General features: G+C 37.2%; 17 protein-coding genes and 2 pseudogenes. 7 read left to right on the plus strand and 12 right to left on the minus strand.

The features are described 5' to 3' along the window. Nucleotides 1-398: 398 nt before the first annotated feature. Nucleotides 399-755, minus strand: a complete 357-nt coding sequence (locus tag CVD27_RS15485; protein ID WP_101648803.1) for a hypothetical protein — start codon at nt 753-755, stop codon at nt 399-401. Nucleotides 756-760: 5 nt separating this feature from the next. Here CVD27_RS15485 and CVD27_RS15490 point away from each other — a divergent pair, with 5 nt between their 5' ends. Then, nucleotides 761-988, plus strand: a complete 228-nt coding sequence (locus tag CVD27_RS15490) for a hypothetical protein (protein ID WP_101648804.1) — start codon at nt 761-763, stop codon at nt 986-988. A gap of 361 nt (nt 989-1349) precedes the next feature. Then, nucleotides 1350-2354, plus strand: coding sequence for a DUF3231 family protein (locus CVD27_RS15495; RefSeq protein WP_101648805.1), 1005 nt, complete (start codon nt 1350-1352; stop codon nt 2352-2354). Nucleotides 2355-2566: 212 nt separating this feature from the next. On the opposite strand, the gene CVD27_RS15500 is transcribed toward CVD27_RS15495, so the two are convergent. Then, nucleotides 2567-3238, minus strand: coding sequence for a TerC family protein (locus CVD27_RS15500; protein WP_101648806.1), 672 nt, complete (start codon nt 3236-3238; stop codon nt 2567-2569). A 252-nt stretch (nt 3239-3490) separates the two neighbouring features. On the opposite strand from CVD27_RS15500, the gene CVD27_RS15505 reads away from it, so the two are divergent. Then, entirely contained in the window at nt 3491-3757 is a 267-nt protein-coding gene (locus CVD27_RS15505) for a hypothetical protein (protein ID WP_101648807.1), read from the plus strand. Nucleotides 3758-3914: 157 nt separating this feature from the next. On the opposite strand, the gene CVD27_RS15510 is transcribed toward CVD27_RS15505, so the two are convergent. The 6 genes from CVD27_RS15510 to CVD27_RS15530 form a co-directional block, all read right to left on the minus strand. Then, a complete protein-coding gene (locus CVD27_RS15510) occupies nt 3915-4373 on the minus strand; it encodes a DinB family protein (protein ID WP_101648808.1) in 459 nt (152 codons plus the stop codon). A 145-nt stretch (nt 4374-4518) separates the two neighbouring features. Beyond that, nucleotides 4519-4941 carry a hypothetical protein gene (locus CVD27_RS15515; RefSeq protein WP_101648809.1) on the minus strand — a complete coding sequence of 141 codons (423 nt, stop codon included), beginning with the start codon at nt 4939-4941 and terminating at the stop codon, nt 4519-4521. 125 nt (nt 4942-5066) lie between these two features. Further along, nucleotides 5067-5234: a phosphotransferase-like protein gene (locus CVD27_RS15520; RefSeq protein ID WP_257984382.1), complete on the minus strand. Its 168-nt coding sequence runs from the start codon at nt 5232-5234 to the stop codon at nt 5067-5069. Continuing rightward, nucleotides 5197-5298 carry a hypothetical protein gene (locus CVD27_RS28780; RefSeq protein ID WP_257984379.1) on the minus strand — a complete coding sequence of 34 codons (102 nt, stop codon included), beginning with the start codon at nt 5296-5298 and terminating at the stop codon, nt 5197-5199. The genes CVD27_RS15520 and CVD27_RS28780 overlap by 38 nt, the downstream gene beginning before the upstream one ends. Nucleotides 5299-5374: 76 nt before the next feature. Beyond that, nucleotides 5375-6187 carry a methyltransferase domain-containing protein gene (locus tag CVD27_RS15525; protein WP_180960311.1) on the minus strand — a complete coding sequence of 271 codons (813 nt, stop codon included), beginning with the start codon at nt 6185-6187 and terminating at the stop codon, nt 5375-5377. 150 nt (nt 6188-6337) lie between these two features. After that, on the minus strand, nt 6338-7231 hold the full coding sequence (locus tag CVD27_RS15530; protein WP_101648817.1) for an AraC family transcriptional regulator: 894 nt from the start codon (nt 7229-7231) through the stop codon (nt 6338-6340). Between the two features lie 131 nt (nt 7232-7362). Here CVD27_RS15530 and CVD27_RS15535 point away from each other — a divergent pair, with 131 nt between their 5' ends. Together CVD27_RS15535 and CVD27_RS15540 are read left to right on the plus strand one after the other, a co-directional pair. Continuing rightward, a complete protein-coding gene (locus CVD27_RS15535) occupies nt 7363-8292 on the plus strand; it encodes a DMT family transporter (protein ID WP_101648810.1) in 930 nt (309 codons plus the stop codon). Nucleotides 8293-8406: 114 nt separating this feature from the next. Then, nucleotides 8407-9588, plus strand: a complete 1182-nt coding sequence (locus CVD27_RS15540) for an N-acetylmuramoyl-L-alanine amidase (RefSeq protein WP_101648811.1) — start codon at nt 8407-8409, stop codon at nt 9586-9588. 298 nt (nt 9589-9886) lie between these two features. Here the strand turns inward: CVD27_RS15540 and CVD27_RS15545 are convergent, their stop codons facing one another. Next, nucleotides 9887-11689 carry a putative bifunctional diguanylate cyclase/phosphodiesterase gene (locus tag CVD27_RS15545; RefSeq protein ID WP_257984380.1) on the minus strand — a complete coding sequence of 601 codons (1803 nt, stop codon included), beginning with the start codon at nt 11687-11689 and terminating at the stop codon, nt 9887-9889. A gap of 992 nt (nt 11690-12681) precedes the next feature. Here CVD27_RS15545 and CVD27_RS29140 point away from each other — a divergent pair. Together CVD27_RS29140 and CVD27_RS29145 are read left to right on the plus strand one after the other, a co-directional pair. Next, a pseudogene (locus CVD27_RS29140) lies at nt 12682-13041 on the plus strand (YncE family protein); the annotation flags it as partial. Between the two features lie 174 nt (nt 13042-13215). Next, a pseudogene (locus CVD27_RS29145) lies at nt 13216-13671 on the plus strand (YncE family protein); the annotation flags it as partial. Between the two features lie 64 nt (nt 13672-13735). On the opposite strand, the gene CVD27_RS15555 reads toward CVD27_RS29145, so the two are convergent. The 3 genes from CVD27_RS15555 to CVD27_RS15560 all read right to left on the minus strand — a co-directional run bounded on the left by CVD27_RS15555 (nt 13736) and on the right by CVD27_RS15560 (nt 15916). Continuing rightward, complete coding sequence (locus CVD27_RS15555) at nt 13736-14155, minus strand: hypothetical protein (RefSeq protein ID WP_101648814.1); 420 nt, start codon at nt 14153-14155, stop codon at nt 13736-13738. Between the two features lie 431 nt (nt 14156-14586). Then, nucleotides 14587-14715, minus strand: coding sequence for a hypothetical protein (locus CVD27_RS28785; RefSeq protein ID WP_257984381.1), 129 nt, complete (start codon nt 14713-14715; stop codon nt 14587-14589). Then, a complete protein-coding gene (locus CVD27_RS15560) occupies nt 14708-15916 on the minus strand; it encodes a DUF3298 and DUF4163 domain-containing protein (RefSeq protein WP_101648815.1) in 1209 nt (402 codons plus the stop codon). The genes CVD27_RS28785 and CVD27_RS15560 overlap by 8 nt, the downstream gene beginning before the upstream one ends. Between the last annotated feature and the right edge of the window lie 254 nt (nt 15917-16170).

Raw genomic sequence — 16170 nt, forward strand, 5'->3', positions numbered from 1 at the left:
AGAAATGAATAATTATTGTTTGTTGACGTTTTTGTTTGTTTAGTTTTCAAAGAACAAGATATCACTTTGATTAGCGACAGCAAAATTAATTATATAATTTTGTTTTGTAGAAGTCAACATCTTTTTAAAAGTTAACTTCACCGCCTTAGCGACAAGAAATAATATAACAAATAATCTACATATAAGTCAACATCTTTTTACGAAATATTTTATATCCTAAAAGAAGTTATTAACTCTCGCACAAGTTAGTTTAAGTGAACTTATTCAAAATGTACATTTTTATATCGGGAATGACAACAATGTAATTTAATATTAAATCTTAAAAATGAAAACCCCCGTCCTAAAATTAGGACAGGGTTAACAATAAGTTGTTATTTAATTGTTGATAAAAACAATTACTATGCTTTTCTAACTTCCATCGCTAGTGTAAAAGAGGTCGGACCTGTGATACCGACCGCAGCGTTTAAAAAGAAAAGCGGAATGACTAACATCATTAACGGACCATGCAAAACGACATCGATCAAGACAATCGTCCCAGATATAAAGGCTAATGCAAGCCCGATCAGAAGAATACTATCTTCTTTTATTCGCCCTGCTAATAATTTCACAATTTGAGCCCCTAGAATTAAACTAATGCCATTTAAAGCAAAAGCAAACACTTGCGGTGTCACGTCATAAATTTTTTGATAAATAAATGAAGCTCCGGAAATGTAGGCAAAAAACCCCAGCAAACAATATACCTTGAACAAGAGCATATCCCATGAATCTCCTAGATTTAAGCAAATCTTTAAAATTCTTTAATAATCCCATGAAATCACTAGAAACACGCCGTTCTACAGGCAGGCTTTCTTTGATTTTCTATGCTGTTAAAGTTGATAGTAAGATCCCAAAAAAGCCCAAAAAGATAAATACACCTACCCAAGGAGTAAAAGAAATGATGGCACTTCCTGCAAGCGGCGCAATGAGCAATGGCAGAAAAGACTGCTAAAAGTATAGCGAAAGCAAGCGAATATTTATTTCTCTTTAAAGCCAATTCAATTCATTTCCTAACTAAATTTTCCAATACATAGATCTCTATATATTATTGTAAAAAAAATTAAAACCTTCTCAGGACTTTCTCTAACAAATATTCCAGTTGTTCTTTTTCGGTGATCGTTAAACCACCATAAATTACCGTATAGACTTGAACCTCTGCTGTGCCACATGGTCTACACATGAGACTATAGATAAAATGAAATCAAGTCATAGATAATAGCCTCCCGTTTGGAGACTTTATTTTGATAGGTAGCTTAAGGCCAAATGCATACCTATTTCTGTATTAGTAAAAAATACTGAAGAGGTGAGAACAATTGGAAAATGATAATTTAAAACTTACATCTTCTGAAATAGGAACACTATGGGGGGAGTATGTCAACGGAACAATGGCCGAGATAGTAAATAGGTATATGATTTCTATTTTAGAAGACGAATCAATAAAAAAAGTTTTTGAAATAGCCATTGAGACATGGGAAAAGCAAAAGAAGCAGATTGTTTCCTTCATTGAGAAGGATGGATTTCCAGTTCCCATTGGATTTACTGAGTCCGACCTTAAGAAAAGTGCAGAGAGATTGTTTTCTGACACATTCTGCTTAAATTATTTACATATTATGACTATACATGGTTTGTTGGGTCATACAACTGCTTTAAGTGTTTCTGTCAGAAAGGACATACGGGAATTTTACAATTCATGTGATAATGATGCAAAAAGAATGTACGATTTAACCATTGAGTTATTGCTTAAACAAGGAAAATTCCAGAGAGATCCTTATTTCTATCCTAACGAGAGTCCTGAATTTATTTCTACCAAAGATTTTATTGATGGATTCTTCGGAAAAGGGAGACTTTTATCTGCTACAGAAATAATCAGTATTTCTCTTAACATTAAAAAGGGCATTATGGCAAAAGCCCTTTCAATCGGATTCAGTCAAGTCACAGAATCGAAAGAAATAAGAAAGTTTTTTGAGGAATTAGAAAAAGCCGCAGATGAAAACCTGCAAACCCTCTCAAAAATTATGCAAAAGGATAATTTGCCAGTACCAATGTCGTGGGAATCAGAGGTTACCACGTCAAAAGACTCTCCTTTTTCAGATAAATTAATGTTGTATCATATGGGTTTCTTGGCTCAAACTGCACAAGTCTATTACGGGACAGGTCTAGCAGGAGCCATGCGGACAGACCTAGCTGTAGCTTATGAAAAAGCAATTATAAAATCATTAAGAATTACCAAGAACTGGTTCGATATTATGGTGAAAAACAAGTGGTTAGAACAGCCACCACTTGCTCCCAATAGAAAAGAACTTGCACAAGATAAATAAGATATACCCCTCATTAGTGAGGGGTATATTTTTAATTAGCGTCTTAATTTTTGAAGTGACAGAGCATTGGATTCTTATTCAAATTCAGACCAAGAAGTAGAAAAAGTTGATGCTGAAGAATATAAAGATTGAGACTACACTTCTAGAAAAAATGGAAGAAAGGCACCCGTTTAAGTGTAGCTTTTCACCAATTTTCTTGATTACATTTTTTCTTAACTTTCTTTAGCTGTTTTTATCTTATTACTTAAATATCCCAAACCAATGACAAGAACGGTAATAGCAGTAGGAATCAACAAATGTAAATCTTGTGGAAGAATAGACTCGAATCTTGGTTCTCCCACCATCATTTCCCCTGCTGTCCAAGCCAATATTCCGGCGCCAGCATATGAGATGATTGGGTACTTTTCCATTGCTTTTAATATCAATTGGCTGCCAAAAACAACTAGAGGAATACTAACAATCACTCCAATAATGATACCAGCTATATTTCCTTCAACCGCACCAGCAATAGCTAGGACATTATCAAGGGACATGATGGCATCCGCAGTAATAATTGTTCTCACAGCAGAAATGAAACTTGATCCCCCTTCTCTGTGATCGTCTTCATCCTCCCCTAATAGAAGTTTTATAGCAATATACACTAGAAGAAGACCGCCTGCAAAAGTGACGAAAGGTAAGCCTAGCAGGTAAACAATGGCTATAGCAAAGATTAAACGTAAAATAATAGCTCCAAATGTTCCCCAAAAGATGGCTTTCTTTTGTAGCTTCTTTGGAACATTCCGTGATGCCATGGCGATAACAACGGCGTTATCCCCACTTAATACTATATTGATTAAAATAACCTCGAAAAGAACCGCAAAAGACAAACCAAAAATCTCCAACATATTCACCCCTGGAATAAGCTACTAAGTTATTATATTAATTTGAGTTTTATATAAGACCGGATTTGTGAGATTCTGCGATTCTTTACCAATTTATTTACCTAATACCACTTTGAACTTAAAAGTTAGCTCAATAAAAAACAGGATCGCCGCAGCCAACTGCATCCTTTGTAAAAAGAAATAAGCCCAACAATGATACTGTTTAACAATAGGGATTAAAGGGTATAAATATATCGACAAGGAGGATGAGATATTATGATAAATAAGATTGTAGGCGCATTAGCAATAGGCGGAGCCGCTTACCTGTTGAGAAATGAGGAATCTCGCACTAAAGTCATAAATCAAATGAAAAACATTGCCTCTCCAGAAAACATCGAAAAGATAAAGAGCCAATTCCAATCACTGGTCAACCAAAAATCAGAAGGGAATCCTGACGAGCCAAAGTTAGTAGAATCATTGCCAGACCCAGCATTCCGTGACTACGCCACGACAGAAAGAGCTGAGGCTGGTAGGGCTTATTGAGATCCACCAATGGTCAAATCTCAAAACGGAATTTAGTTGAATGGCAGTTTCCTTTTTTGTTAATAGAATAGAAACAAAACAGACCGAGTTTTATCTCGGTCTATTTGAGTTCCTGTTCAATTAACATAATCGTTAGTTAAAGAAGCAGTATCAAATATTAGGCATTATTTTTAATAAGGATTTGGTTGTTAATATGATGTTCCATATGTTTAAGATAATCTTTTACGAGCCACTCTAATGTTTTTTGTTGATTATTTCCTATATCACAAAGATTTGATAATCTCTCTTTTGGAATATTCGATATAGTATTTATGATTTGCTTATTTAATGCTAAAAAAAGGTTTAATATCTCATCAAGTGGTCTATCTTGATAATTCTGAATTATTACCCATTGGTTTTGATTATATGATTGGATAACAAATGGTTGTTCTTCGTACTGAATCTTTATAAACCTATTAATATTATTTATTGCAGAGTCGCATAGGTGTCCTAAAATCTCTTTTTTGGACCATTTATTTGGTAATGGGCGATTTGATATTTCTGTTTCTGACATTGAGTTATATACCTTTGGTAATGTTTGTATCCAGTGGATTAATCCATTAATTATATCCTCCACACGCCTTCACCCCTCCAATATGTATCTAAAAAACAATATTCGTCTAAAGACATTAATATCCCTTCTTACACTAAACTGCCCCTTTACTTGAATAAGAAAAAGAGCATTACCGTTATTCCAGTAATGCACTCGTTAGTGAAAATGTTTAAATTTCTTCTTGATATATTTCTGTTTTTATCGGCTTTAATTCCAAAGGCGTTTTAAACTCCTGAAGGGTTACTATATGATTTAAAAAATCATCTATATCATCATAATTCATTGACCATTCTGTTGTTTCAAAATTTCTTAATTCATCTGTTGGTTTAAATAAAAATTCACAGTGAAGTTGTTCCATGTGAGAATACTCATCTTCTTCATAAACAGTAAACTGACGGACAAAATCAAAATGAAATAGTTCCTCTCCAGTAAAATCATAAACACCACATTGAAATAGAATTTCTTTATCTTCTTCTCCCTCAACTGGTTCTTTACAAAAATCCTTAAATGTTTCCCAAACTTTTTTTATATCATTGACATCTTCACCAATCTTTTCTTCAAGATAACTTTTAGCATTTTTAACGGTAATCATTACAACACCTCCGTTAATATTATGTAATTATCCTTATTACACTAAACTGAGGGAGTACAATAAGTTCAATTAAAATAAGCGTTAATCCTTCTTGGATCAACGCCCTCCGTAGTTTAGTAACGAATTCAGTATGTCTCTTCATTTATAATATCAGCAAGACGCTTAAAAGCTGTATTTATGGGATTCTCTTCTAATTTTTTTCGAATCAAATTTGCACATTCTTCAGGGCTTAGAACCGATGTATCAATCTCCAGATCATAGATACCTGGCATAGTTATCGTGATGTCCAACATCAACTATAACGTTCAGTCCTAATCGACTGTGTGCTGCAATAGATTCGTACATAGCCTGATACAAGGTAACGATTAATGGCTCTAAATCAGGGCGTTCGCCTCCAGGTCTTAATCCAATTCCACATCAATTTATAGAGAATTTATATAACTCTGATCCCTTCAACTGCTAACATATACATAGTTAAAGATTGAGCATCTCGTACCATCCATTTCCTATACTCATTCTCTGCATTAAGATAATCCCTCTCCGAAATAAAACCGTCTCTTTCCATTTGAGGTCCTCTACTTGAGGCTGTATCAGCCCATATCCCTATTCGAGTAAGAAAGTCATGGTCTGTTCTATTTGTTATCTCATGTTGAGGGGTAATCGTAATATTTTTAATACCTGCTGTTTTAAACCATTCAGAAAGATGATCAGCAATCGAATTATCCATTCCAGCTTCAGATCGCCATTTTAAATATGCAGTATAAAAGTTAAGCATACTTGAAGGTGGCAAGGGGTTCCAAGAAATCTTTTCATGGTTATAATCCACAATTAAAATACGACCTCCAATCTTTGCAGCAGATGTCATCATTTTCAATCCTTTTAATGGGTCTGATAACCATATTAAAACCCGTGAACAGGTAACAATGTCAAATTGTTTATTATACGGAAGATGATAAATGTCACCTGTTTCAAATGATAATCCTGGTATTTCGCCATGTGTTTGACGTGCTTTTTCAATTAGGTTCGGATTATTATCAATACCTACAACATATCCATTTGGACCCACTGCTTCTGCTATTCCCCGTGTTATGGATCCAGTTCCACAACCAATATCTAGAATTGTCATACCTTCACGAAGTATTCCAGCGAGCCTTTTATGGGAATGTGTTAACGATCTAGAGTCTAATACGTTTGTTAGCTTTCCTGACAATTCAGCTCGATTCCACGCCATTTTTCTCGTATCCAATTCATTCACCCCAATAAAATAATAGAAATTTTCAATTATTTTATCATTTAAGATTTTATTGTTCTAATAAATAATAATCATCATTTTAATTCCAGAATGGAATTAAATAGGGAATCTCATATAAACTCAAGCACTCTTAGTTTAAATGCACTACTTCACAAATGGACTAGTATTTTTATATTTTTTGTATGCTAATGGTGTCATGTTCATCGACTTTCGGAATTTATCTATGAAATAGCTTGTGCTGTTAAAATCTACTTGATAGGCAACATCTGTGACATTGGATTCAGGTTGTTGTAATAACATTAAACTTTTTTGGATTCGAAAATCGGTGACGTAATTCAGAGGTGTTTTCTTTAACATTCGTTTGAAGTATCGGCAGCACTCGGAACGGCTTAATTGACCTGCTCGCGCAATATCTTCTAAAAGGATTTTCTCCGGATAATGCAGGTGGATCCAATTTAACATCTGCTTCATTCGATGACTCTTTGTCACTTCCGTCTGTTCATACTCTAATTCAATACCATTAATAATTAGGTTCTTCCAAATTAATGTTAGATGTAGGCTGATGTCGATTTCAAAGTATGGTGGATTTTGTTTGATCAACTGATTGATTTTCATAATGGAGTCCAAAATGTTCTTCGCCCAAAGCTCCTTTGGCTCCAAAAGTAAAAAAGGAATATTAGTCGCCTGCATATAAGGATTGACATGGGTGGTATAAAGTTCTTGTGATAACACGAAACCTGGGGATACATTTAAACAAATATAGGCACAGTCCGAATCATTCTTATCTTTGGCCATGTGCAGGCAGCCACTATTGATAAATAGACCTTCGCCTTCTTGCACCGTAATATTTTCTTCGTTTATTTGAAAAATGGCTTCTCCTTTTACAATGAGAACAAACTGAAATTCATCATGCCAATGAAGTGGTATATATCCATTTATATTTTGGTTAATCGTTGTTTCGTAACAGGCAATCGGGAGCACCACTGTACGATGCTCCGTTAATTCTTTTAAACTTTGATCAACCATAAAATTTTTCATTTGCATATTCCCGCAGCCACCTCAATATATTTATATTTTTTCATTCGATTTAGGTATTATTTCAGAGGTTTTCCACTTAATATTTAAAATATTATAACACTATTTTTATATTTAAAGGTGGAGAATCAATCATGAATAGACGAAAGGGACTATTTCTTGTTATAACGGGAGCCGCATTTTGGGGACTCGGCGGCACAGTGGCAAAAAAACTTTTCCAACAGTATCAAATCGATGTGGATTGGCTGGTTACGTTCCGATTGCTCATAGCTGGTTTCTTACTCTTAACCGTTCAATTTTTTGGAAAAGACCGTTCTCAGATCCTAGCTGTTTGGAAAACTCGCAGAACAGCTATTCAGTTGATAATCTTCGGGTTACTCGGTATGCTTGCGGTTCAATACACCTATATGGCTTCCATTGAACATGGAAATGCGGCTGTAGCCACACTATTACAGTATTTAGCACCTGTTATGATTATCGTTTACTTACTTTTCCGCAAACAAACGGTTCTAACACCAAGAGATTTGTTGACCGTTGCTCTAGCTCTAATCGGTTGTTTTTACTTATTAACAAACGGGTCAATCTCTCAATTTTATGTGCCAAAGCTTGCCATCTTTTGGGGTGTTTTATCTGGAATCGCTGTAGCATTTTACACTCTATATGCGGTTCCCTTACTGAAGCAGTACGATTCACTTGTTATTGTTGGATGGGCTATGATTATTGGCGGGTTTGCCTTAAGTTTTATCCATCCGCCTTGGCAAATGGACTTTTCAAGCTTACCGCTAGAAGCTTATGTATATTTAGCCTTCATAATCATATTTGGTACGATGATTGCCTTTTGGTTCTATATAGAAAGTTTACAAAGTCTCGCACCGAAAGAATCAAGTCTTCTAGGCAGCATAGAGCCACTAGCCGCCGTTTTAACAACAGTCTTCTGGTTAAAAGAACCCTTTGGTCTTTTCCAATGGGTAGGTACAGCTTGCATCATTGGAATGATATTATTATTGGCAATGAATACACAAGGGGAAACGCAAAGGGACGGTTCTCATGCTTCGGAAGCATGAGAACCGTCCCTTTGCGTTCGTTTAAAATTCAATTTATTTTGAAAATTAGATTATGATTTTATGAAAATCTGTCCATGCTAGTTTTAGAGTATCAAAAACAGGGAGGTTGCTAAAATGCTAATATCTAAAATTCGAAATATCAGCCTAATTAAAATTCTGACAATTCTTGGTGCTATAACAGTACCCTTTTTAAATAATCAAGAGACAGTTAATGCAGATAAAGCTTCTTCTCAGGTGACGGTCACTGTACCTACACTTAATGTCCGGGAATCTGCCGATATTTCAAGTAAGGTAATTAGCCGCGTTCATCAAGGGGACACGTTTGCGAACATACAGAAGAAGAAGGATTGGGCTCAAATTAAACTAGCAAACAACCAAACTGGCTGGGTTTACGACGCTTACATAACTTCGGCTGAAAAGATGGTTGGAACCATAGATACCTTTTCTTTAAACGTTCGGGAACGTCCAAGCGCCTCCAGTAGAGTCGTAGGTTATTTAAAATCCGGCGCAAAAGTAACCATCTACTCGGAACAAGCTGGATGGGCCAAAATTGTCTCTTCATCTGGTGTGAGCGGGTGGGTGAACACACATTACGTTGCTAAAGATACACCCAGCAACGATCACACACAACCTGCTGCCCCAGCAGCAAAGAAGAAGTCTGGAAATACATCGGAGATGAAAGTAGCCAAGGCAGCAGACGCCCCCATGACTACCTCATCTACTAAAACCGGCCTTGTGCCAAATAGTCAGAAACCGCTGACAGGAAAAACAATTGTGCTTGATCCAGGACATGGAGGAAAGGATAATGGAACAAAAAGTATTGCCGGCACACCAGAGAAATCATTGAACTTACCAACAGTGGAAGTGGTTAAACAAAAGCTTGAAAATGCAGGGGCTCAAGTCATCTTGACACGAACCAACGATACGTATATCCCCTTAGCGCAACGGGCCAATGTCTCCAACCAAAACCACGCAGATGCATTTATAAGTTTTCATTATAATTGGTCTAATGACCCATCGGTTAATGGCATAATTAACTTTTACTATCAAAAGTCCAGTAACACATTAGCCACAGCAATCTTAAATCAAGTCGCTAAAGAAACAAAATTAACGAACCTTGGAACAAGATTCAACAACTTAGATGTTCTCCGAAACAACAAACAACCAGCTACTCTACTAGAACTCGGCTTCCTATCCAATCAACATGACGATGCAATCGTGGAAAGCTCAAATTACAATCATAACGTAGCCCAAGGAATCTACCTAGGATTACTTGATTACTTCCAATCAAAATAGAAGAACGGGAGCACGGGGACGGTTCTCGTGCGTCCGATGCATGAAAACCGTCCCCGTGCTCCCCAAACGTAATAAATATTAATCATTTGTTCATTGAATGCTCATATTTAATCAGTAACATAGCTATTGGGTAAACGAACTAATACCCAAAGAAGGAGAAGAACCAGCCCATTGGGCTGGTTTTTTTACGCTACTTGCTTCATCATCACCCATACTAAGGGCTAAAAGGTAGTAAAACACTCGTGGATGATGGCTTTATTTTCCTAGCCCGGCTTAAAATTTGTTTTCGTTCCCCTATTTAGAAGCACGAGAACCGTCCCCACGCTTCCGTTATTTCTTTAGCTGGGATGGGTTTGCTAATGTAGTATCCCTGGGCTCCGTTACATTTTTGTTGTTTAAGGAAGTGTAGTTGTTCGGTTGTTTCTACTCCTTCAGCTATTACTTTCAGGCCTAAGTTATGAGCCATGGTGATGATGGTACTTACGAGGGAGGCATCTTTCGGATCTATAAAAATATTCCTTGTAAACGACCGGTCGATCTTCAATGTATCGATCGGAAGGATTTTCAAATAGCTAAGGGATGAATATCCGGTTCCAAAGTCATCGATGGATAAATGGATCCCCATTTTTTTAAAGGTATGCATAGTCGAGATCGCATATTGAGAGTCTTGAATAATACTTTCCGTAAGCTCAAGCTCAAGATACATCGGATCTAGTCCCGTATCTTCTAATACTTTTCGTACCATCCCGGCAAAGTTAGGCTGCTGGAATTGGCGTGATGAAATATTAACCGCCATCCTTATAGGTGGATATCCTTCCTTCTGCAGCGCCTTATTCTGAGCACAGGCTGAGTAAAGCACCCATTCTCCAATAAGTAAAATTAATCCCGTTTCTTCCGCCAAAGCAATAAATTCATCAGGCGGAATCATTCCCCACTCGTGATGGTCCCAGCGGACCAGCGCTTCCAATCCGAACAATTTCCCCGTCTCTAAATCGATTTGCGGCTGATAAACTAATGCTAATTCGTGATTTTCTATCGCTTTACGCAATCCAATTTCAAGCTTCATTTTCTTAGAGATCGCCTCGTTCATCTCAGGAGTATAAAACTCAAAGTTGTTTTTTCCTTGTTCTTTTACCCGGTACATAGCTGTATCCGCATGCTTAATAAGTGTTTCAGCATCTCTTCCATCTGCAGGATAAATAGAAATCCCAATAGACGGGGTGACAAACAGCTCATATTCACCTAAGATGATCGGTTGACGAAACAAATCAACCATCTTTTCAGCCATTCTTGTCATGGTACCCGTATCAGAATGTGGGACGAGCACAATAAATTCATCACCGCCTTGGCGGCAGACCGTATCTGACTCCCCGACACAAGCCTGAATTCGTTTGGCTGCCTCCATCAATAACTGATCCCCTATCGCGTGACCTAATGAATCATTGATGTTTTTAAAGCGATCTAAGTCGATAAACATCACACTGAGGAATTGTTTATTTTCATCCGCTTCATCTAACGCATGTTTTAGACGGTCATTTAATAAGCGGCGATTGGGAAGACCTGTTAGAGGATCACGGTAAACCATTTGATTTATTTTCTTTTCCGCTTGCTTTCTTTCCGAAATATCCCGAATAATACTGCTAAAATAAATCGTTTCTCCTTCTTTCCATGTCGCAAGCGAAAGCTCGATGGGGAAAATTTCTCCTCCTTTTTTTAAACCTTGTAATTCAACCGTTTTTCCAATTACGTGAGGCTGCTGTGTTTCAAGGTATCTTGTCATTCCTCGATGATGGGCTTCCCTTAAGTGCTCAGGAATGATGATTTGCAAATTCTTACCCAATACATCTTTTTCTTTATATCCAAAAGTGATTTCCGCACCCTTATTCCAAGAAATAATGTTTCCATCACGATTAGCTAATATGATCGCATCTGTAGCTGCCTCTATAACAGAACGAAACTTGCTTTCAAACTTGATGGATTGATATTGAAATCTTTTAACTATATAAATACCGATAAGAACTACCCCGAGAATAATTAGCACTCCCAAGGCAATTAAGTATGGCAACCTGGCAATGATATATGTACAATAATATACTTCCAAGCAAGACCTCCACATTTTCATGTCCATTGTTATAAACGCGGCTAAAGAAGCATGGGGACGGTTCTTCTGCCTTCATATCCTTTTATTCAATAGAGCACTTCGATACCCGCTAACGGGAGATAAATGGCCGAATACTTATTGTAATCAGCCTCTTTTTACAATTAGCTTGCCCTTATTTGTGGGATCGCTTTCTCATCGTAAAGCATCTAAAAAAATACTAACATAAATATTGGAAAACTTAATGCTCCCTACGACCCAAAAGCGTAACGCATAATACTTGTCATTCATGAGTCCTAAATAAAAGTCCTAATTCTAAGCGTATTATTGTATTGGTAAAAGTGGACAAAGATCTTTTTCTAATCTATTAAATACACATTTTGGTTTTTGAACATTAGCCTAATCCCCTATCACGTAAACCACACGACATGATTTCGACTATATTCCCGAAATCCTTTACTAATCAAACATTTAATTAAAAAAGCAGAATGCTAGGTCCCATATAACCTTCTCTTGAAAACAAGTAAAAAGAGTGTCGAGCCGAGATAGAATAGTACACAGAAATCTCCCCAATTTCCCGGAAAATTCTATGGTTATCGACTCAGCTGACACCCTTCGGTTCCATTCCCCATGTTTCGCTATTAATCAATCATTTGTTTAAAAACGAACCAACCCGCGTGATATCAGTTTTTCTCACTCCATTGGTCTAAAAATTCCGTCGAAAGCTGGCCAATTGTATGCCTCTGAAAGAGCAATAGGCCAATCCTCGCCTAGATACTCTTTATGGAAGCACGAGAACCGTCCCAACGCTTCTGTTTGTCCAAACCGGCTTTGATATTTTTCATATATTGAAAGTATTAAATAAATGGGAGGTGATAATTTTGTTGAGAGATAATGAAAACTTAAAAGGCCGTTTTCAAAGAAAAAAAAATCAATATACCCAAGCGAAGGAAATGAAAAAAGACCGATTGATACCTCGATGTCGAGAATTCGCTTATGTGACTAATACCGGTACTCTTGACAATCCTGGTAATACCGTATCGGTTATCGATACGAAAAAAGATAAAGTGACCGCTACCATTACTGTAGGAAATAACCCTCTTGGAGTAGCTGTTACTCCAAATGGAAAAAGACTGTATGTGACAAATCAAAGCGATAATACCGTATCGGTCATCGATACAGCGACCAACAAAGTGATTGATACCATTCCTGCGGGGGACCGGCCTATCCTTGTAGCAATTACTCCTGACGGAACCAGGGCTTATGTGCCGAATGCGTTCGGAAATAACGTATCAGTTATCGATACGCATAGTAATATGGTAACTGATACTATTCCAGTGGGAAATTTTCCATTTGGAATAGCAATTGGCAACACTCCATTTGGAACCAGGGCTTATGTGCCGAATGCAATTGATAATACCGTATCGGTTATTGATGCGAACCCGAATTCTCCTACGTACAACACAGTCATTGCTATTATTCTAGTAGGGGCGGTTCCTATTGATGCAGCAATGACTCCAGATGGATCTACCGTTTATGTGCCAAATGCAGGTGATAATACCGTATCGGCAATCGATACAGGAACCAATTCGATTACTAGCATACCAGTAGGTGCTGGACCTGCCGGTGTAGGGATAGGAAATACACCATTTGGAATAAGGGCATTTGTAACTAATTCAGACGGTGATACAATTTCAGTAATAGACGCAGACCCAAATTCCCCTACTTTCAATAAAGTAGTCGATACGATTCTTAAAAAAGTAGGCGACTCACCAAGTGATGCGGCATTTACATCCGATGGATTAAAAGGATATGTGCCGAATAACTTGGATAATACCGTTTCAGTAATCGATACGGCAACTAATAAAATCATCGATACAATAAAAGTAGGAAATGTGCCTGGTGCAGTAACTGTCGGAAGAGTTTGCCGATTAGTTGAAGATGATGAAAGCAGCGATGAAAGCAGTGATGAGCGTATCGACTAAATTTATGAAAGTTAGATGGACCGTTTCTTTGTTAAAAGGAACGGTCTATTATTTTGAAATTTATCTAACTTTTAACGGAGTCATTACTTGTTTTCACTTGTTCTACCTTCGTGCTGCTGATCTCTTGGTTTAAACGATCGATTTCCTTCTTTAACTCAGCAATTTGATCTGCGCCCTCTTTACCTCCCGCAGTCTGGCTGCCCACCCATTTACCCCCAAGATAGACCCCGCCACTGATTCCCATTAATAATAGATCATTTTGGGAAAATCTAAGTAATTCATCGCTATCAATAAAATGATATAAGAAGACAAATCCGTATAGTCCAGTCCAGAATAACATTTGAAAGCGAGAAATACTCGGTATCGTTTTATCATTTTTGCTTTGAATCAATTTAGCAAAATTAGTCTTTAGAAGATTCGCCATGAACAATACATACCCAATAACAGTCAACAATTTTAGTATGATGATCAACAACCAATACATAACAGCACACTCCCGTAATCGAACTAGTTCATATTACATATATAGCTTTCAAACGAGGAAATATGTTCAGGTTGTTCAAGAATTTATCGCATTGGAGTGTACTATTTTTCTCTTTTAAAATCTAATAAATACACATTTTAGGGTTTGATCACGTCAACCACACGACATCATTTCGACTATATTCCCACTATCCTTTACTAATCAAACATTTAATTAAAAAAGCAGAATGCTACGTCCCACATAACATTCGATTGAAAACAAGTAAAAAGAGTGTCGAACCCAGATAGAATAGTACACAGAAATCCCCACAATTTCCCGGAAAATTCTATGGTTATCGACTCAGCAGACACCCTTCTATTCCATTCCCCATGTTTCCCTATTAATCAAACATTTGTTTAAAAACAAACCAATCCGCGTGATATCAGATTTTCTCACTCCATTGGTCTGAAAATCCCGTCGAAAGCTACCCGCTTGTATGCCACTGAAAGAGCAATGGGCCAATCCTCGACTAGATACTCTTTATGGGAAGCACGAGAACCGTCCCCACGCTTCCTAATCAACTTGAAATGTTTTCATGATTTTAGGAAGGACATTTTTTATGAAATCATTGACTTGTAAATTATTCTTCGCGTTTGGTGCTATGGAGTAGGAATATATAATGTCATTTGCTTCAGCGAGTTTCACTTCTGCTCCAGGGTGTAAGGTGGTCCATTTTTGTTTTTCGTACATATGGAAGCTGAACAGTAAAGGTTTATCAGCCGATTGGTCATAGACATTGATTGCAGATAACCACTGATTTTTCTCTGAGTATTCACCTCTTTCAAATATCAAACGATCCATCCATTCTTTTGGGACTGAAAAATGATAGCCTTCAGAAACATAAATGATGGTGGCATCATTGGGTTTTAATATATTAATTCCATGACTCTTGAAAAATGCAGCATTTAATACACTTTGAATATCCGAAAAAGAAAGATGATAGAGAACCGTCCCCTCAGCGAAAGAGGCATATTCATAAGGCATAAAATAGATCATTAAGCCTTCCTTCGTTAAATAAACCTGTTTTAAATCATCGGAACTAATTTGTTTAAACTCCCCCATCGCCTCAAGCGTATGCAAAACATCTTGTTTTAGGACGAGTTCGCTAATGATTTGCATCGTTTGCGGCGAACCATTAAACAATTCATTCGGCTCCACAATCCTGCCATTATCCAAGTCAACCAAAATAGGAACCTTTTTCGGCATTCCATGTGCCGCCCCGCTAAGATAATAATATTGATCATACACAAAATTGATCAGGTGATCATTTTGAAAAGAAATTTTGTATCTGGAATAAAACGATGACGGCGCACTCGGATCCTCATTCGTCATTTGACTCTCATCAGCGGAGTTCGCTTCTTTCTTCAAAATATCATTAATTTTCGCTTGGGCATTTTTGTCTTTCATGCCCTCAATTTGGGGATAAATAATATTGATAATGGGGGTTTCTTTCACAATGGACTCATCCTGGATTTTTATCGTTTGATGGATGGTTTCCTCCTGATTGTTAGGCTTTCCTTGAGAATCCGTAGTTTTTCCCGGTTGAACGTCAGGTTTTTGGGTGTCATCAGCAGGTTTCTCCGGTTCACCACCGGTTTTTCCCTGTTCATTGTCCTCAATTATTTTCGGCTGTTCCGAAACCGCCTTTTTATCCTGCATCCCGCTGCACCCCGCAACAAAGAAAACAACCACTACAATGGCCATTGTCCACTTCAACTTCATCCAATCACTCCCTTTAGTAATAATACACAGGGACGGTTCTCATGATTCCAATAACAATATGGAATTTTTTCCTAAGATAATCTAATATTCTATAAAAGTATTGAATTTGAAAACGTTTTCATTTATAATAATATTGGGTCGGATGGTAACCGTGGCCATCATGGTATGCAGCGTAGGCGGGGCTGGTACTACAATTTTAAAACTTTTCATTTTCCTCTATAAGATTAGACTTCTTTCTAGATATCATAAAAAAG

Source organism: Neobacillus cucumis (assembly GCF_002860255.1).
GTDB classification, from domain to species: domain Bacteria; phylum Bacillota; class Bacilli; order Bacillales; family Cytobacillaceae; genus Neobacillus; species Neobacillus cucumis_A.